Raw genomic sequence first — 16082 nt, 5'->3', positions numbered from 1 at the left:
CGATCGCAAATATCTCAGACAGAATCATCAGCTAGACGAGTCGACCCCTCCAGAGGTCACGGAGTTCACCCTTGCTTATCCGCGAAACCCCCGTATTCATCGATGGCCCGGTTGGCCAGCTGGAAGCCCTGTACCTGGACGTGGCAGACCCTCGCGGCATCGTCCTGCTGTGCCACCCCAACCCCGTGCAGGGCGGCACCATGACCAACAAGGTGGTGTCGATGCTGCAGCGCACCGCACGCGATGCCGGCTACATCACCCTGCGCTTCAACTACCGCGGTGTAGGCCAGAGCGCTGGCAGCCATGACATGGGCAGCGGCGAAGTCGACGATGCACAGGCCGCTGCAGCCTGGCTGCGCGAAAAACATCCCGAATTACCTTTGACGCTGATGGGCTTCTCCTTCGGCGGCTTCGTCGCGGCCAGCCTCGGCGGCCGGCTCGAAGCCCAGGGCGTCACGCTCAAGCACCTGTTCATGGTAGCCCCGGCAGTGATGCGCCTTGGCGGTACCGACGGTCTGCCGCAGGCAGGTGCCTTGAGCGTGATCCAGCCCGAAGCCGACGAGGTGATCGATCCGCAGATCGTCTACGCCTGGTCCGATGCACTGGCGCGCCCCCATGAGCTGCTGAAAGTGGCAGAATGCGGTCACTTTTTTCACGGCAAGCTGACCGACCTCAAGGATCTGGTGCTGCCACGCCTTTCGAACTGATACAAGCCTGATAAGCGATTACCCATGACCACTCGTATCCTTACCGGTATCACCACCACGGGCACGCCGCACCTTGGCAACTATGCCGGTGCCATCCGCCCGGCGGTCCTCGCCAGCCAGCAGCCGGGCGTCGACTCGTTCTACTTCCTGGCCGACTACCATGCGCTGATCAAGTGCGACGACCCGCAGCGCATCCAGCGCTCGCGTCTGGAAATCGCCGCCACCTGGCTGGCCGGCGGCCTGGACCCGGAACGCGTGACTTTCTACCGCCAGTCCGACATTCCCGAGATCCCCGAGCTGACCTGGCTGCTGACCTGCGTGGCGGCCAAGGGCCTGCTCAATCGCGCGCATGCCTACAAGGCCTCGGTGGACAAGAACCTGGAAAGCGGCGAAGACCCGGATGCGGGCGTGAGCATGGGCCTGTACAGCTATCCGGTGCTGATGGCGGCGGACATCCTGATGTTCAATGCCAACAAGGTGCCGGTGGGGCGCGACCAGATCCAGCACGTGGAAATGGCCCGTGATATCGGGCAGCGCTTCAACCACCTGTTCGGCCAGGGCAAGGACTTCTTCGCCATGCCCGAGGCGCTGATCGAGGAAAGCGTGGCCACCTTGCCGGGCCTGGACGGTCGCAAGATGTCCAAGAGCTACGACAACACCATCCCGCTGTTCACCAGTGCCAAGGAGATGAAGGACGCGATCTCGCGCATCGTCACCGACTCGCGCGCGCCGGGCGAGGCCAAGGACCCGGACAACTCGCACCTGTTCACCCTGTTCCAGGCCTTTGCCACCGCCGAGCAAGCCGAAGCCTTCCGCAGCGAGCTGCTGCAGGGGCTGGGCTGGGGCGAAGCCAAGCAGCGCCTGTTCCAGCTGGTCGACGGCCAGTTGAGCGCGCCGCGCGAGCATTACCACCAGCTGATTTCCCGCCCGGCGGACCTGGAGGATATTCTTCTGGCCGGCGCGCAGAAGGCCCGCAGGATCGCCACGCCGTTTCTTGAGCAACTGCGCGAAGCAGTGGGCCTGCGCTCGTTCCGCAGCACGGTTCAGGTCAGCGGTGAAACCAGGAAGAAGGCGGTCAAGGCGGCACGCTTCGTGAGCTTCCGTGAAGAGGACGGCAGCTTCCGCTTCCGCCTGCTGGCAGCCGACGGCGAGCAGTTGCTGCTGTCGCGCAGCTTTGCCGATGGCAAGGCGGCCGGTGCGGTGAGCAAGCAGTTGCAACTGGGCCAGCCGCTGGATGTCCGTGACGAAGGCCTGGGCTTCAGCCTGTGGCTGGAAGGCGAGTGCGTGGCCGACGGCCCGCAGTTCGCCGATGCCACGGCGCGCGATGCCGCCATCGAGAGCCTGCGCGCTGCCTTGCAGCCCCAGCAGGACTGACCGTCAATCGCAAGTCTGATTGCCATTACCCGGGGCCGTCGCTACAGTGACGGCCCGCTTTTGTTGCCTTGCTAACGAATTATGACGCCCCTAGAACGATATCAAGCAGATCTGAAACGTCCCGAATTCTTCCATGACGCGGCGCAGGAAACAGCGGTGCGTCACTTGCAGCGCCTGTACGACGACCTGGTCGCGGCGCACAACAGCAAGCCGGGTGTGTTCGGCAAGCTGTTCGGCAGGAAAGAGCAGGCGCCCGTCAAGGGCCTGTATTTCTGGGGTGGGGTAGGGCGCGGCAAGACTTACCTGGTCGATACGTTCTATGAGGCGCTGCCTTTCCCGCAGAAGGTGCGTACGCACTTCCACCGCTTCATGAAGCGCGTGCATGAGGAAATGAAGACCCTCAAGGGCGAGAAGAACCCGCTGACCATCATTGCCAAGCGGTTCTCCGACGAGGCGCGGGTGATCTGCTTCGACGAGTTCTTCGTGTCCGATATCACCGACGCGATGATCCTTGGCACCCTGATGGAGGAGCTGTTCAAGAACGGCGTGACCCTGGTGGCCACCTCCAACATCGTGCCGGACGGCCTGTACAAGGACGGCCTGCAGCGTGCGCGCTTCCTGCCGGCAATTGCCCTGATCAAGCAGAACACCGACATCGTCAACGTCGACAGCGGCGTGGACTATCGCCTGCGTCACCTGGAGCAGGCCGAGCTGTTCCACTTCCCGCTGAATGAAGCGGCCCACGAAAGCCTGCGCAAGAGCTTTCGCGCATTGACGCCGGAATGCACCCAGGCGGTGGAAAACGACGTGCTGATGATCGAGAACCGCGAGATCCGTGCGCTGCGTACCTGCGACGACGTGGCCTGGTTCGACTTCCGCGAACTGTGCGACGGCCCGCGCAGCCAGAACGACTACATCGAACTGGGCAAGATCTTCCATGCGGTGCTGCTCAGTGGCGTGGAGCAGATGGGCGTGGCCACCGACGATCTGGCGCGTCGCTTCATCAACATGGTCGACGAGTTCTACGACCGCAACGTCAAGCTGATCATCTCGGCTGAAGTGGAGCTCAAGGACCTGTACACCGGCGGGCGCCTGAGCTTCGAGTTCCAGCGTACCCTGAGCCGCTTGCTGGAGATGCAGTCCCACGAGTTCCTGTCGCGGGCACACAAGCCTTAAATCGCGTCACTGCTGTCGCGGCTCACGCCCGCTCCCACAGAGGTTTGCAGCGAACCTGTGGGGGCGGGCGTGACCCGCGATAGGCCCTCAGGCCTCCTGCATGAATTGCTGCCGATACTGGTTAGGCGACAGCTCCGTGTGCTGCCTGAACAATCGCGCAAAAAAGCTGGCGTCGTCATAGCCCACCTCGTAGCTGATGGTCTTGATGCTCTTGCGCGTCCCCGACAGCAAGCCCTTCGCCGTCTCGATCCGCAGCCGTTGCAGATAATGCAGCGGCTTGTCCCCCGTCGCACTCTGGAACCTGCGCATGAAGTTGCGGATGCTCATGCCATGGTTGCGTGCCACGTCCTCGAAACGGAACTTGTCGGCGAAGTGTTCCTCCAGCCACTGCTGGATCTGCAGGATGATCAGGTCCTGGTGCAGCTTCTGTCCGCCAAAGCCCATGCGCCCCGGGGTGTAGTTGCGTTGCACCTCGTAGAGGATGTCGCGGGCCACGGCCTGGGCCACGTTGGCCCCGCAGAAGCGCTCGATCAGGTAGATGTACAGGTCGCAGGCCGAGGTGGCGCCGCCGGCGCAATAGAGGTTGTCGGCATCGGTGAGGTGCTTGTCCTGGTTCAGCGACACCTTCGGGAAGCGTTCGGCGAACTGGCCGAAGAAGCGCCAGTAGGTGGTGGCCTCCTTGCCATCGAGCAGGCCGGCCTCGGCCAGCCAGAACACGCCGCTGGCCTCGCCGCACAGCACCGCGCCTCGGGCATGCTGCTCGCGCAGCCAGGGCAGTACCTGGGGGTAGCGCTGGCACAGGGCATCGAAGTCGTCCCAGAACGCCGGCAGGATGATCACGTCGGCCTGCTCGAGGCCGCTGTCCACCGGTAGCTGCACGCCGCTGAAGCTCTGCACGGGCAGCCCGTCGGGGCTCACGAGGCGGGTTTCGAACATCGGTTGCAGGCCCAGGCCCAGTTGCTTGCCATAGCGCAGGCTGGCCAGGTGGAAGAAATCCTTGGCCTGCATCAGGGTCGATGCGAATACCTTGTCGATGGCCAGGATGCTGACGCGCCGCAGCGATGCGGTAGGTTGGGTAAACATCATTGTCGTTATTCTTATAGGGTAGAGTGGTCAATCACCGGCTGGATCGTCTTATTTTTTGGCGATTGTGTCTACCCTCGGTTCCCGCAGCGGGCTGCGGGAACCGTTGCAGCGCTTTACGGGGCGGGGTTGGGCTGATCCTGGTGGATCGCATCGATGGCGGCCAGCAGCTCGTCACCGAGCTTCAGGCTGGCGCTTGCCAGGTTGCTGTCCAGTTGCGCCAGCGAGGTGGCGCCGATGATGTTGCTGGTCACGAACGGCTGCTGGGTCACGAAGGCCAGGGCCATCTGTGCCGGGTCCAGGCCGTGCTCGCGGGCCAGGGCCACATAACGGCTGCACGCGGCGACGGTCTGCGGGTTGGAATAGCGCGAGAAGCGGTTGAACAGGGTCAGGCGGCCGTTTTCCGGGCGCGCGCCGTTCTCGTACTTGCCCGACAGCATGCCGAAGGCCAGCGGTGAGTAGGCCAGCAGGCCGCACTGCTCGCGGATAGCGATTTCCGCCAGGCCCACTTCGAAGCTGCGGTTGAGCAGGTTGTACGGGTTCTGGATCGAGACCGCACGGGGCCAGCCGCGGCTTTCGGCCAGTTGCAGGAACTTCATGGTGCCCCACGGGGTTTCGTTGGACAGGCCGATGTGGCGGATCTTGCCTGCCTTGACCTGTTCGTCGAGCACTTCGAGGGTTTCTTCCAGCGGCGTGAAGTGGTCCTGGGGCAGGTGCTGGTAGCCCAGCTTGCCGAAGAAGTTGGTGCTGCGCTCGGGCCAGTGCAGCTGGTACAGGTCGATCCAGTCGGTCTGCAGGCGCTTGAGGCTGGCGTCCAGGGCCGCCACGATGTGCTGGCGGTTGTGCTTGAGCTGGCCGTCGCGAATGTGGCTGATGCCGTTGCCGGGGCCGGCCACCTTGCTGGCCAGGATCCAGTCGGCGCGATCGCCGCGCTGGCTGAACCAGTTGCCGATGATCTGCTCGGTGGCCGAGTAGGTTTCCGGGCGCGGTGGCACCGGGTACATCTCCGCGGTATCGATGAAATTGATCCCGGCCGCCTTGGCCCGTTCGATCTGGGCGAAGCCCTCGGCCTGGTCGTTCTGCTCGCCCCAGGTCATGCTGCCCAGGCACAATGCACTCACGTTGAGGTCGGTGCGACCCAGCTGGCGATACTCCATGACGATCTCCACGGCAAAAGAAGCATAAAAGCAGGTTGATATTTTTTCTGCAATCTGGATAATTCTGCACCTCTCTCAGCAGTGGAAGTGATGCCCCGCCGCCGAAGAATCTTGCCGAGTATTGGACGTGCTGACCCGAGCCCCCGATAGCGTCCGTATCCGGCTGCCTTTGACCTTGTCAAAGTACGCACTATTCAGTAAGATCTGCCGTCTTAAAATTGCGGGACGGCCCCTGAGGCTATAAAGAATGAAAACTTTTACTGCTAAACCGGAAACAGTAAAACGCGACTGGTTCGTCGTTGACGCTGCTGGCAAGACCCTGGGTCGTCTGGCCACTGAGATCGCGAGCCGTCTGCGTGGCAAGCACAAGCCAGAATACACCCCTCACGTTGACACCGGCGACTACATCGTCGTGATCAATGCCGAGCAGGTACGTGTTACTGGTGCCAAGACTTCGGACAAAATGTACTACTCCCACTCCGGTTTCCCGGGCGGCATCAAGGAAATCAACTTCGAGAAGTTGATCGCCAAAGCGCCTGAGCGCGTGATCGAGACCGCGGTAAAGGGCATGCTGCCTAAAAACCCGCTGGGTCGCGACATGTACCGTAAGCTGAAAGTCTATGCGGGCGCTGTACACCCTCATACTGCTCAGCAGCCCCAAGAACTGAAGATTTAACGGAATAGTTCATTATGTCGGCGACTCAAAATTACGGCACTGGCCGTCGCAAGACTGCAACCGCACGCGTTTTCCTGCGTCCGGGTACTGGCAGCATCTCCATCAACAACCGCTCCCTCGAGACCTTCTTCGGTCGTGAAACCGCGCGCATGGTAGTTCGCCAGCCGCTGGAACTCACCGAAACCACCGAGAAGTTCGACATCTACGTCACCGTCATCGGTGGTGGTGTCAGCGGTCAAGCGGGCGCTATCCGTCACGGTATCACCCGTGCACTGATGGACTACGACGAAACCCTGCGTGGCGCTCTGCGCAAAGCTGGCTTCGTTACCCGTGACGCTCGTGAAGTCGAGCGTAAGAAAGTGGGTCTGCGTAAAGCACGTAAGCGTCCTCAGTACTCCAAGCGTTAATTCGCTTCGGCGTTCAAAAAAAGCCCGGTTCCTGGTGGAACCGGGCTTTTTTTATGTCTTGAATAAAAGGGGCTGCCGACCCTGTGTGACAACTTGCCGCATAGACGCAGGTCAAGTGCTATAAGGGATACAGCCTTTATGCCGGGTAATAACCTTGTCTTCGATGGGTCTTTTCATTACCATGCGGCAAATTTTTAGCAGTTCGAAATTTATTTTTAGCAGTTCGAAATTTACTTAGTAGATGCCTGTTGCAACAGGCCACAAAGCTGATGGGAGAGGACTGAATGAGCAATGACGGCGTCAATGCAGGCCGGCGTCGCTTCCTGGTAGCAGCCACGTCCGTGGTGGGTGCTGCAGGAGCGGTGGGGGCTGCGGTCCCGTTCGTAGGGTCATGGTTTCCCAGTGCCAAGGCGAAAGCTGCCGGTGCACCGGTCAAGGTCAACATCGCCAAGGTGGAGCCCGGCCAGCAGATGATTGCTGAATGGCGCGGCCAACCCGTGTTCATCGTCCGCCGCACCGAGGAGATCCTGGGCAACCTGAAGAAGATCACCGGTGAGCTCTCCGACCCCGAGTCCAAGGCGTCGGAGCAGCCGGCCTACGTCGACCCGTCGAACCGCTCGATCAAGCCGGAAATCCTCGTGCTCGTCGGCCTGTGCACCCACCTGGGCTGCTCGCCGACCTTCCGTCCCGAAGTGGCGCCTGTCGACCTGGGTCCCAAGTGGGTGGGTGGCTATTTCTGCCCATGCCACGGCTCCCACTACGACCTCGCCGGCCGCGTCTACAAGTCCCAGCCAGCGCCGCTCAATCTGCCAGTGCCACCGCACTCGTACGAGTCGGATGACATCATCGTCGTCGGCGTCGATCAGGAGAACGCGTGATGAGTAAGTTCATGGACTGGGTTGACGCCCGCTTCCCCGCCACCAAGATGTGGGAAGATCACCTGAGCAAGTACTACGCACCGAAGAACTTCAACTTCTTCTATTTCTTCGGCTCCCTGGCCCTGCTGGTCCTGGTCAACCAAATCGTGACCGGCGTGTGGCTGACCATGAGCTTCACCCCTTCGGCCGAAGAGGCGTTCGCCTCGGTCGAATACATCATGCGTGACGTCGAATACGGCTGGATCCTGCGCTACCTGCACTCCACGGGTGCGTCGGCGTTCTTCATCGTGGTCTACCTGCACATGTTCCGTGGCCTGCTCTACGGCTCGTACCAGAAGCCACGCGAGCTGGTATGGCTGTTCGGCATGCTGATCTACCTGGCGCTGATGGCAGAGGCCTTCATGGGCTACCTGCTGCCCTGGGGCCAGATGTCGTACTGGGGTGCCCAGGTGATCATCTCGCTGTTCGGCGCCATCCCGGTCATCGGCGGCGACCTGACCCAGTGGATCCGTGGCGACTACCTGATCTCCGGCATTACCCTGAACCGCTTCTTCGCCCTGCACGTGGTGGCCCTGCCGATCGTGATTCTCGGCCTGGTGGTGCTGCACATCCTGGCGCTGCACGAAGTGGGTTCGAACAACCCGGATGGCGTGGACATCAAGAAGAAAAAGGACGAGAACGGCATTCCGCTGGACGGCATCCCGTTCCACCCGTACTACACCGTCAAGGATATCGTCGGCGTGGTGGTGTTCCTGTTCGTCTTCTGCATGATCGTGTTCTTCTTCCCGGAAATGGGCGGCTACTTCCTGGAGAAACCCAACTTCGAACAGGCCAACGCGTTCAAGACCCCGGAGCACATCGCCCCTGTGTGGTACTTCACGCCGTTCTACGCGATCCTGCGTGCGGTACCCGACAAGCTGCTGGGCGTGATCGCCATGGGTGCTGCGATCGCGGTGCTGTTCGTGTTGCCATGGCTGGACCGTAGCCCGGTCAAGTCAATGCGCTACAAGGGCTGGATGAGCAAGGCCTGGCTGTGGGTGTTCTGCATCTCCTTCGTGATCCTGGGCGTGCTCGGCGTGCTGGCGCCAACCCCGGGCCGCACCTTGCTGTCGCAGGTATGTACCTTCCTGTATTTCGCCTACTTCATTCTGATGCCGTTCTACACCAGGCTCGAGAAGACCAAACCGGTTCCGGAAAGGGTGACTGGCTGATGAAAAAGCTATTTGCAGTATTGCTCCTGGCAGTGATGCCTTCGCTGACCTTCGCCGCCGAACACGGCGTGGAACTGGACAAGGTCGACATCGACCTGACCGACAAGGCCGCCATGCAGGACGGCGCACGGACCTTTGCCAACTATTGCATGGGTTGCCACAGCGCCAAGTTCCAGCGTTACGAGCGTGTCGCCGATGACCTGGGCATCCCGCACGAGCTGATGCTCGAGAAGCTGGTGTTCACCGGCGCCAAGATCGGCGACCACATGAACATCGGCATGCAGCCGGCCGACGCCAAGGCCTGGTTCGGTGCGGCGCCGCCCGACCTGACCCTGGTGGCGCGGGTACGCGGCACCGATTGGCTGTACAGCTATCTGCGGGCCTTCTACGAGGACCCGTCACGCCCTTGGGGTGTGAACAACAAGGTCTTCCCCAACGTTGGCATGCCAAACGTGCTGGTGGGCCTGCAGGGGCGTCAGGTGGTCGGTTGCAAGCAGATCCAGACCGTGGTCGAGGGCAAGAAGCAGTTTGACCCGCTCACCGGTGCCCCGCTGACCCACGAAGCGTGCGATCAGCTGACCATCGTGCCGAAATCCGGTACCCTGACCGACGAGCAGTTCGACGAGAAGGTCAAGAACCTGGTGACCTTCCTGGCCTACTCGGCCAACCCGGTCAAGCTGCAGAGCCAGCGCATCGGCACCTACGTGCTGCTGTACCTGGCCTTCTTCTTCGTGTTCGCCTACCTGCTCAAGCGCGAATACTGGAAGGACGTGCACTGATCACAGGGTAAAATCTGTTAGTTTAACGCGCGCCCTGGGGTCCCTCTGCAGTATGGAGGGCCCCCAGGGCGCGTTTGCATTTGTAATTTCATAAGTTCAACACGCGAGGAGGACCCCCATGGGCGTGACCAATCGGTTAGCCTGCTACTCCGACCCCGCTGATCATTATTCTCATCGGGTGCGCATCGTTCTCGCCGAGAAAGGTGTCGGCGTCGAGATCATCAGTGTCGAAGCCGGGCGCCAGCCGCCCAAGCTGCTGGAAGCCAACCCGTATGGCAGCGTACCGACCCTGGTTGATCGTGACCTGGCGTTGTATGAGTCGACCGTGGTGATGGAATACCTCGACGAGCGCTACCCGCACCCGCCGCTGTTGCCGGTCTACCCGGTGGCGCGTGCCAACAGCCGCCTGCTGATCCACCGTATCCAGCGTGACTGGTGTTCGCTGGTGGACCTGATTCTCGACCCGCGCAGCAAGGAGCCTGCCCGCGTGCAGGCGCGCAAGGAGCTGCGCGAGAGCCTTACCGGCGTTTCGCCGTTGTTCGCCGACAAGCCTTGTTTCCTGAGTGAGGAGCAAAGCCTGGTGGATTGTTGTCTATTGCCCATACTGTGGCGTTTGCCGGTATTGGGTATCGAACTGCCGCGGCCAGCCAAGCCGCTGCTCGATTACATGGAGCGTCAGTTTGCGCGGGAAGCCTTCAAGGCCAGCCTGTCCGCCGCTGAACGCGATATGCGTTAGGTTTTAAGGAGCCGTTGATGAACTCCAGTCGTCCGTATCTGGTGCGAGCCTTGTATGAGTGGATCGTGGACAACGATTGCACGCCGCACATGCTGGTCAATGCCGAGTACCCTGCGGTGCAGGTGCCTCAGGGCTTCGCCAGCGATGGCCAGATCGTTTTGAACGTGTCGCCCAATGCCGTGCGTCACTTGCACATGGATAACGAAGCCGTGAGCTTCGAGGGGCGTTTCGGTGGGGTTGCCCACACGCTGTACGTGCCTGCCGGCGCCATCCTGGGTATCTATGCCCGTGAGAATGGCCAGGGCATGGTGTTCGAACTCGAGCCGCCACTGATGGAGGATGACGACCTCGAGGACGAGGGCGTCGAGCCGGATGATGACGGCCCGCCGAGTGGCGGGCAGCCGCCGCGGCCAAGTGGGCGTCCGAGCCTGAAAGTGGTGAAATGAAAAAAGGCGACCTTGCGGGGTCGCCTTTTTTTTGGGCCTGTGTGCTTACAGGTCGGTGATGGTGCGCACCTGATCCTTGTTCACACGGGTGCGTTTGCCGTCGAGCTGCTGGAACTCGTAGAAGCCGGAGCTGCGTTCGAGTTTCGGCGCGTCGACCGCCTGGAACTCACGGCCGTCATTGAGGGTGATCAGGCTTGGGGTGGAGCAGCCGGCCAGGGTGGCGAAGGTAGCGATCAGCAGGGTGGCGAACAGGCCGTTCTTCATGGGTATTCCTGTGGGGTGTCGGTGGGGGTTGCGGTGCGCCGGCGGCTTCACGCCCTTCACCGGCGAGGCCGGCGAAGAGCGTGAAGCCGCGGTCAGTCAATGTATTCGAACAGCTTGACGATCTTCTGCACGCCCGACACGCCTTGCACCAGGTTGGTGGCCTGATTGGCTTCCTGCTGGGTCAGCAGGCCCAGCAGGTAGACGATGCCGTTCTCGGTCACCACCTTGATGCGCGAACCGGGGATGTTGCTGTCGGTCAGCATCTGGGCCTTGATCTTGGTGGTCAGCCAGGCGTCATTGTTGCGCGCCAGCAGCGAGGAGGGCGGCAGCACCTGAAGTTCGTTGTGCACCTTCTTGACCCGCTGCACCTGACCGGCGGTCTGCTCGGCCAGGCTCTTGAGGTCGGCGCGCGGGGTCTGCCCGGCCAGCAGCACGATGCCGTTGAAGCTGGTGACGACGATGTGCGAGTTCTTGTCCAGGTCCGGGCTGGCCTTGGCCACGTTCACCGCTACCTTGGTTTCGATCAGCGAGTCGTCGATCTTGCTGCCGAAGGTGCGGGTGCCGCGATCGTCCTCGATCGGGTTTTCGCGGCTGGCAGTAATCACCGAACTGCAGCCGGTGATGCTCAGGCACAGGGTCAGGGCCATCAGGCCAAGGCGATTAGGGGTCATTCTTCACTCCCGAACAATTGGCTGTCGATCAAGTCGCAAAGGCAGTGGATCGCCAGCAGGTGGACTTCCTGGATGCGTGCGGTGACGGTGGCCGGTACGCGAATCTCCACATCTTCGGGCAGTAGCAGCGAGGCCATGCCGCCGCCATCGCGTCCGGTCAGAGCTACGACAATCATTTCGCGATCATGTGCGGCCTGGATCGCCTGAATGATGTTCGCCGAGTTGCCGCTGGTGGAAATCGCCAGCAGCACGTCGCCCGGTTGGCCCAGGGCACGGATCTGCTTGGAGAAGATCTCGTTGTAGCTGTAGTCGTTGGCGATCGAGGTAATGGTCGAGCTGTCGGTGGTCAGCGCGATGGCCGGCAGGCTCGGGCGCTCGCGCTCGAAGCGGTTGAGCAGTTCGGACGAGAAGTGCTGGGCATCGCCCGCCGAGCCGCCGTTGCCGCAGGCGAGCATCTTGCCCTCGTTGAGCAGCGCGTTGACCATCACCTGACTGGCTTGCTCGATGTGTGGTGCAAGGACTTCCATCGCCTGTTGCTTGGTGTTGATGCTGGCCTGGAATAGCTGGCGAATTCGGGATTGCATGTCCATCTGTGTGACCTTAAGTGGGGCGGCTGGTCGGGCGTGTCGCAACGTCTTGAAGACCCTGCGGCACATGACTGTGCAGCCCGCGAAACAAAGAGCAAAAAAGTTGAGTGGGTAACGGATGCATCAAGCGGGGCGGGTTCAACTGTCGAAAGCGTTCTTCAGCCAGTCGAGCGGTGTGCCCGAGTGGCCGCGGCCCTGCAGGGCAATCACGTCGAAACGACAGGGCTGGTTGGCCCAGCGCGCCTCCTGCTGCAGAAAATACTGGGCCGCTAGCACCAGTTTTTGCTGTTTGCGGGTATCGACGCTGGCCAGTGCTCCGCCAAAGCCCACGTGCAGCCGGTAGCGGACTTCGACGAATACTACTGTATCGCCGTCAAGCATGACCAGATCAAGCTCGCCGCGTTTGCATCGCCAGTTCTGCGCCAGCAACTGCAGGCCCTGCGCCTGAAGGTAATGCAGGGCCTGCTGTTCGGCCGCGATACCTGCGGCCTGGCGAGAACCGTCGGGCATCAGCGCGGGGTGTCCGGCAGGCGCTTGACCTGACCGCCGGTGAACTCGGCCCATGGCAACTGGCGTTCGATGCGCTGGTTGGCGTTCATGCTCAGGCTGCCGGACAGGCCTTCGATACGGTTGTCCGGCAGTGCCTTGAGCTGGCCCAGGCGCGGCGCGAGGCTGTAGGCATCGGCACCCATCGCGTACAGGCGACCGATGCTGCCGGCCGCTTGCGGCCACTGACGTACCACCTGCTGGCGCAGGCTGTTGCCGGTGTCGAGCAGCCACGGCGTTTCGCAGAAGCGAATGCCGTTCATGTCGTTGTACTCGTTGACGTTGCCGCTGGCGCTGTACACGTTGGAGGTGGCGTACACCGGTACGTCACCGGCGTACTGGAAGTTCAGTGTCGGCTTGATCTGCTGGGCCTGGGTCGGGGTTGCGGCCAGGAAGATGAAATCGATGTCCTGGCGACGCGATGGCTGTGCCGAGACACTGCCGCCCACGGTGCTCTGCAGGCTCTTGGCGCGGCCTTCGCTCTGGCGCAGCTGGAACAGGTCGGCGATCTGCTGGGCCAGGGCTACCGGCTGCGACACGTGGGCAGCGGCAATCAGGGTGCCGCCCTTGGCTTCCCAGTCCTGGCGGAAGGCCTTGAGTACGCGATCGCCCCATTCGCCGCTCGGCACCAGGGCCACGGCACGACGCATGCCGTCGGCCTGGGCGCGGCGCGAGACTTCGCGGGCTTCGTCTTCGGCGGCCAGGCCGAACTGGAACAGTTGCGCCGGGCCGGTCTGGCCGGCGTCGCTGTAGTTCAGTGCCAGGGTGGTGATCGGCAGTTGCGGGTAGGCGCTCAACTGCTTGACCAGGTTCTTCTCGAGCGGGCCTACCACCAGCTGGACGCCGCTGGCCTGGGCCTTGCGGTAGAAGTCATCGAGGGAGGTCAGGCGCGAGCTGTCGAAGACTTCGACCGAAGGCGGCTTCTGGCCGGCCTGCTGGGCCTGGAAGTGCGCCGCCATGAAGCCGTCGCGCAGGGCGCGGGCGACACCTGCCAGCGGGCCTTCCTGGGGCAGCAGCAGGGCGATCCTGGTCAGCGGCTGGCTGGCCAGTTCCTTGAGTTTGAGCAGGGGCTGTGGCAGTTGCACGGCGGCAGGGTGGCCGGCGTGCTGGTTGCGCCAGGCTTCGATGGCGGCCTGCTGCTGTTCGAGGGTGCCGGCGCTCTTGACGGCCAGGGCCAGGCTGGTCCAGCCGGCCATCACGTCGGTGCCGGTGCCTTGCAGTTGTTCGGTGGGCAGGGCGGCAACCAGGTTCCAGATGGCCTCGTGGTTGGCACTGGCGGCGGCGCCGCTGAGCAGGGGAGCCATGGCGACGCGCTGTTGCGCGGCAGCCAGGGTCTGGCCATCGGCTTCCAGGGCGGCGGCGTGCACGCTGCGGGTGCGCACCTGAAGCTCGGGCGGCAGTTCGTCCAACCGGGCCAGGCTCGGGTGGCTCAGGGCGGTGAGGGCGGCCTTGGGCTGGTTGCGGCTCATCGCCAGCTCGGCGCCAAGGGTGCTGGCGAACACTTGCTGGGCCGGCTTGAGGGTGTCCAGTGGCACCTGCTCGAGGATCCGCGAGGCCCGTGCGAAGTCTTTCTGGTGGTAGGCCAGGTCAGCGGCGCTCAGGCGCAGCAGTGCAGCCTTTTCAGGTGTCTTGCTGGTGGCGGCCTGGTCGAGCAGTTGCTCGATGCTGGCATCCGGAGTGCGCGGCAGCTCACCCAGGCTGGACGAGGGCGAACTGGCGCAGGCTGCCAGCAGGGCAGCGAGGCAGAGGGCTGAGAGCAGCCGCAGGCAAGCGATCATGTAAAAATCCTGTTACTCGATCAAATTAACCTGCAATTGTACCCAAGCGCTGGCCGGGGCGCGATCTTGCTGGCGTTAATCCTTCAATATAGGTCGCCCTGCGCAGGCGTGCCGCCGCTGTGGGTAACGCATTGTTGCCGCCTTACGGGCTACAATGGCGCTTTGTTCTCTATTTACAGGTGTGTGCTGTGACCGATGCTCCAGGTGCTTCCAATTCCACTGCCGGCAAGCTTTTCGTGGTGGCTACGCCCATTGGCAACCTGGATGACATGAGCGCCCGGGCCTTGAAGGTACTGCGCGAGGCGGCGCTGATCGCGGCCGAGGACACGCGCCACTCGGTCCGCCTGCTGCAGCACTTCGGCATCAACACGCCGCTGGCCGCCTGTCACGAGCACAACGAGCGCGACGAGGGCAGCCGCTTCATCACGCGCCTGCTGGCCGGCGACGATGTGGCGTTGATCTCCGATGCCGGTACGCCGCTGATCTCTGACCCGGGCTACCACCTGGTGCGCCAGGCGCGAGCGGCGGGCATCGATGTGGTGCCGGTACCGGGCGCCTGCGCACTGATCGCGGCGTTGTCGGCGGCGGGCCTGCCGTCCGACCGGTTCATCTTCGAGGGTTTTCTGCCGGCCAAGGCGGTAGGTCGCCGCGCGCGCCTGAGCCAGGTCAAGGAAGAACCCCGTACGCTGATTTTCTATGAGGCGCCGCACCGCATTCTGGAGTGTCTGCAGGACATGGAGGCGGTGTTTGGCGGCGAACGGCCGGCGTTGCTGGCTCGTGAGCTGACCAAGACCTTCGAGACCCTGAAGGGGCTGCCCCTGGCCGAGCTGCGCGCGTTTGTCGAAAACGACAGCAATCAGCAGCGTGGGGAGTGCGTGGTGCTGGTGGCGGGCTGGACCGCCCCGGAGAACGAAGAGGCCGTGAGCAGCGAAGTGATGCGCGTGCTTGATCTTCTGCTGGCAGAGATGCCGCTCAAGCGTGCAGCAGCCCTGGCGGCGGAAATTACCGGGGTGCGGAAGAATGTTTTGTATCAAATAGCGTTGGAAAAACAGAAAGACCACTAATGTCATAGTGATATTATTCGTTTTATCGCTTGTTCTCGGGGCCCGCTGCCGTTAACCTTTGCGGCGGAGAGTCGATTGGACAGTCGCTGCCTTCTTTTGTTCCGCAAAAGAGGGGGGAGGAAAGTCCGGGCTCCATAGGGCGGAGTGCCAGGTAATGCCTGGGGGGCGTGAGCCTACGGAAAGTGCCACAGAAAATAACCGCCTAAGCACTTCGGTGCCGGTAAGGGTGAAAAGGTGCGGTAAGAGCGCACCGCACGGCTGGCAACAGTCCGTGGCTAGGTAAACCCCACTCGGAGCAAGACCAAATAGGGTTCCATATGGCGCGGCCCGCGTTGGAACCGGGTAGGTTGCTAAAGGCGTCCAGTGATGGCCGTCGTAGAGGAATGACTGTCCTCGACAGAACCCGGCTTACAGATCGACTCTCCACCTTTTCCCTTCCTGCTTGATTCGATAGCAGATGTGTTCTGGTAATACCAAAAAAATCTTACTCTTCATAAATCACTTTAACTTTGCACTCTATCCGTTTGAGTGAATTTGCCTTT

Annotated in this window: 18 protein-coding genes and 1 other RNA gene; 12 read left to right on the top strand and 7 right to left on the bottom strand. The window is 62.2% G+C overall.

Annotation, left to right across the window (positions count from 1 at the left end):
* Positions 1-71: 71 nt before the first annotated feature.
* The 3 genes from KH389_RS22145 (at position 72) to zapE (ending at position 3257) form a co-directional block, all read left to right on the top strand.
* Positions 72-707, top strand: coding sequence for an alpha/beta hydrolase (locus KH389_RS22145; RefSeq protein ID WP_213606248.1), 636 nt, complete (start codon positions 72-74; stop codon positions 705-707).
* A gap of 24 nt (positions 708-731) precedes the next feature.
* Complete coding sequence (locus tag KH389_RS22140; RefSeq protein ID WP_043862042.1) at positions 732-2081, top strand: tryptophan--tRNA ligase; 1350 nt, start codon at positions 732-734, stop codon at positions 2079-2081.
* Positions 2082-2162: 81 nt separating this feature from the next.
* Positions 2163-3257 (top strand): cell division protein ZapE, encoded by a 1095-nt coding sequence (gene zapE / locus KH389_RS22135; RefSeq protein ID WP_043862043.1) that lies wholly within the window; start codon positions 2163-2165, stop codon positions 3255-3257.
* Between the two features lie 87 nt (positions 3258-3344).
* Here the strand turns inward: zapE and KH389_RS22130 are convergent, their stop codons facing one another.
* Both KH389_RS22130 and KH389_RS22125 read right to left on the bottom strand, forming a co-directional pair.
* Positions 3345-4241 (bottom strand): GlxA family transcriptional regulator, encoded by an 897-nt coding sequence (locus tag KH389_RS22130; protein WP_167400212.1) that lies wholly within the window; start codon positions 4239-4241, stop codon positions 3345-3347.
* A 215-nt stretch (positions 4242-4456) separates the two neighbouring features.
* A complete protein-coding gene (locus KH389_RS22125) occupies positions 4457-5497 on the bottom strand; it encodes an NADP(H)-dependent aldo-keto reductase (protein ID WP_043862044.1) in 1041 nt (346 codons plus the stop codon).
* Positions 5498-5744: 247 nt separating this feature from the next.
* Between KH389_RS22125 and rplM the strand changes: the two genes are divergently transcribed.
* The 7 genes from rplM (at position 5745) to KH389_RS22090 (ending at position 10630) form a co-directional block, all read left to right on the top strand.
* Positions 5745-6173: a 50S ribosomal protein L13 gene (gene rplM / locus KH389_RS22120; protein ID WP_043862045.1), complete on the top strand. Its 429-nt coding sequence runs from the start codon at positions 5745-5747 to the stop codon at positions 6171-6173.
* 14 nt (positions 6174-6187) lie between these two features.
* On the top strand, positions 6188-6580 hold the full coding sequence (gene rpsI, locus KH389_RS22115; RefSeq protein ID WP_043862046.1) for a 30S ribosomal protein S9: 393 nt from the start codon (positions 6188-6190) through the stop codon (positions 6578-6580).
* A 284-nt stretch (positions 6581-6864) separates the two neighbouring features.
* The gene (gene petA, locus KH389_RS22110) at positions 6865-7458 is read left to right on the top strand and encodes a ubiquinol-cytochrome c reductase iron-sulfur subunit (protein WP_043862047.1); all 594 of its coding nucleotides are present in this window, start codon (positions 6865-6867) and stop codon (positions 7456-7458) included.
* The gene (locus tag KH389_RS22105) at positions 7458-8669 is read left to right on the top strand and encodes a cytochrome b (RefSeq protein WP_043862048.1); all 1212 of its coding nucleotides are present in this window, start codon (positions 7458-7460) and stop codon (positions 8667-8669) included. The genes petA and KH389_RS22105 overlap by 1 nt, the downstream gene beginning before the upstream one ends.
* Positions 8669-9448: a cytochrome c1 gene (locus KH389_RS22100; RefSeq protein WP_043862049.1), complete on the top strand. Its 780-nt coding sequence runs from the start codon at positions 8669-8671 to the stop codon at positions 9446-9448. The genes KH389_RS22105 and KH389_RS22100 overlap by 1 nt, the downstream gene beginning before the upstream one ends.
* 118 nt (positions 9449-9566) lie before the next feature.
* Positions 9567-10184, top strand: a complete 618-nt coding sequence (locus KH389_RS22095) for a glutathione S-transferase N-terminal domain-containing protein (protein ID WP_043862050.1) — start codon at positions 9567-9569, stop codon at positions 10182-10184.
* A 17-nt stretch (positions 10185-10201) separates the two neighbouring features.
* Positions 10202-10630: a ClpXP protease specificity-enhancing factor gene (locus tag KH389_RS22090; RefSeq protein WP_043862051.1), complete on the top strand. Its 429-nt coding sequence runs from the start codon at positions 10202-10204 to the stop codon at positions 10628-10630.
* 45 nt (positions 10631-10675) lie between these two features.
* On the opposite strand, the gene KH389_RS22085 is transcribed toward KH389_RS22090, so the two are convergent.
* From KH389_RS22085 to KH389_RS22065, 5 genes are all read right to left on the bottom strand, one after another.
* Positions 10676-10894: a YgdI/YgdR family lipoprotein gene (locus tag KH389_RS22085; RefSeq protein WP_043862052.1), complete on the bottom strand. Its 219-nt coding sequence runs from the start codon at positions 10892-10894 to the stop codon at positions 10676-10678.
* 92 nt (positions 10895-10986) lie between these two features.
* Positions 10987-11565, bottom strand: a complete 579-nt coding sequence (locus KH389_RS22080; RefSeq protein ID WP_043862053.1) for a BON domain-containing protein — start codon at positions 11563-11565, stop codon at positions 10987-10989.
* Positions 11562-12155, bottom strand: a complete 594-nt coding sequence (locus KH389_RS22075) for a phosphoheptose isomerase (protein WP_043862054.1) — start codon at positions 12153-12155, stop codon at positions 11562-11564. The genes KH389_RS22080 and KH389_RS22075 overlap by 4 nt, the downstream gene beginning before the upstream one ends.
* Before the next feature lie 135 nt (positions 12156-12290).
* A complete protein-coding gene (locus tag KH389_RS22070) occupies positions 12291-12662 on the bottom strand; it encodes a YraN family protein (RefSeq protein ID WP_213606246.1) in 372 nt (123 codons plus the stop codon).
* The gene (locus KH389_RS22065; protein ID WP_213606244.1) at positions 12662-14476 is read right to left on the bottom strand and encodes a penicillin-binding protein activator; all 1815 of its coding nucleotides are present in this window, start codon (positions 14474-14476) and stop codon (positions 12662-12664) included. Before KH389_RS22065 ends, KH389_RS22070 begins: the two co-directional genes overlap by 1 nt.
* Before the next feature lie 269 nt (positions 14477-14745).
* On the opposite strand from KH389_RS22065, the gene rsmI reads away from it, so the two are divergent.
* Together rsmI and rnpB are read left to right on the top strand one after the other, a co-directional pair.
* A complete protein-coding gene (gene rsmI / locus KH389_RS22060) occupies positions 14746-15540 on the top strand; it encodes a 16S rRNA (cytidine(1402)-2'-O)-methyltransferase (RefSeq protein ID WP_229590060.1) in 795 nt (264 codons plus the stop codon).
* A gap of 67 nt (positions 15541-15607) precedes the next feature.
* An RNA gene (rnpB, locus tag KH389_RS22055) (RNase P RNA component class A) lies at positions 15608-15967 on the top strand.
* Positions 15968-16082: the final 115 nt, after the last annotated feature.

The organism is Pseudomonas qingdaonensis (assembly GCF_018398475.1).
In the GTDB taxonomy this organism is placed as follows: domain Bacteria; phylum Pseudomonadota; class Gammaproteobacteria; order Pseudomonadales; family Pseudomonadaceae; genus Aquipseudomonas; species Aquipseudomonas palmensis.
The sequence above is the reverse complement of the archived record's forward strand: the minus strand, read 5'-3'. Positions and strand labels throughout refer to the sequence as shown.

Excerpts from the sequence above, each read along its gene's own strand:
- KH389_RS22140 (WP_043862042.1), top strand. The coding sequence starts at position 732 with ATGACCACTCGTATCCTTACCGGTATCACCACCACGGGCACGCCGCAC.
- zapE (WP_043862043.1), top strand. The coding sequence starts at position 2,163 with ATGACGCCCCTAGAACGATATCAAGCAGATCTGAAACGTCCCGAATTC.
- KH389_RS22125 (WP_043862044.1), bottom strand. The coding sequence starts at position 5,497 with ATGGAGTATCGCCAGCTGGGTCGCACCGACCTCAACGTGAGTGCATTG.
- rplM (WP_043862045.1), top strand. The coding sequence starts at position 5,745 with ATGAAAACTTTTACTGCTAAACCGGAAACAGTAAAACGCGACTGGTTC.
- rpsI (WP_043862046.1), top strand. The coding sequence starts at position 6,188 with ATGTCGGCGACTCAAAATTACGGCACTGGCCGTCGCAAGACTGCAACC.
- petA (WP_043862047.1), top strand. The coding sequence starts at position 6,865 with ATGAGCAATGACGGCGTCAATGCAGGCCGGCGTCGCTTCCTGGTAGCA.
- KH389_RS22105 (WP_043862048.1), top strand. The coding sequence starts at position 7,458 with ATGAGTAAGTTCATGGACTGGGTTGACGCCCGCTTCCCCGCCACCAAG.
- KH389_RS22100 (WP_043862049.1), top strand. The coding sequence starts at position 8,669 with ATGAAAAAGCTATTTGCAGTATTGCTCCTGGCAGTGATGCCTTCGCTG.
- KH389_RS22095 (WP_043862050.1), top strand. The coding sequence starts at position 9,567 with ATGGGCGTGACCAATCGGTTAGCCTGCTACTCCGACCCCGCTGATCAT.
- KH389_RS22090 (WP_043862051.1), top strand. The coding sequence starts at position 10,202 with ATGAACTCCAGTCGTCCGTATCTGGTGCGAGCCTTGTATGAGTGGATC.
- KH389_RS22085 (WP_043862052.1), bottom strand. The coding sequence starts at position 10,894 with ATGAAGAACGGCCTGTTCGCCACCCTGCTGATCGCTACCTTCGCCACC.
- KH389_RS22080 (WP_043862053.1), bottom strand. The coding sequence starts at position 11,565 with ATGACCCCTAATCGCCTTGGCCTGATGGCCCTGACCCTGTGCCTGAGC.
- KH389_RS22075 (WP_043862054.1), bottom strand. The coding sequence starts at position 12,155 with ATGGACATGCAATCCCGAATTCGCCAGCTATTCCAGGCCAGCATCAAC.
- KH389_RS22070 (WP_213606246.1), bottom strand. The coding sequence starts at position 12,662 with ATGCCCGACGGTTCTCGCCAGGCCGCAGGTATCGCGGCCGAACAGCAG.
- KH389_RS22065 (WP_213606244.1), bottom strand. The coding sequence starts at position 14,476 with ATGATCGCTTGCCTGCGGCTGCTCTCAGCCCTCTGCCTCGCTGCCCTG.
- rsmI (WP_229590060.1), top strand. The coding sequence starts at position 14,746 with ATGAGCGCCCGGGCCTTGAAGGTACTGCGCGAGGCGGCGCTGATCGCG.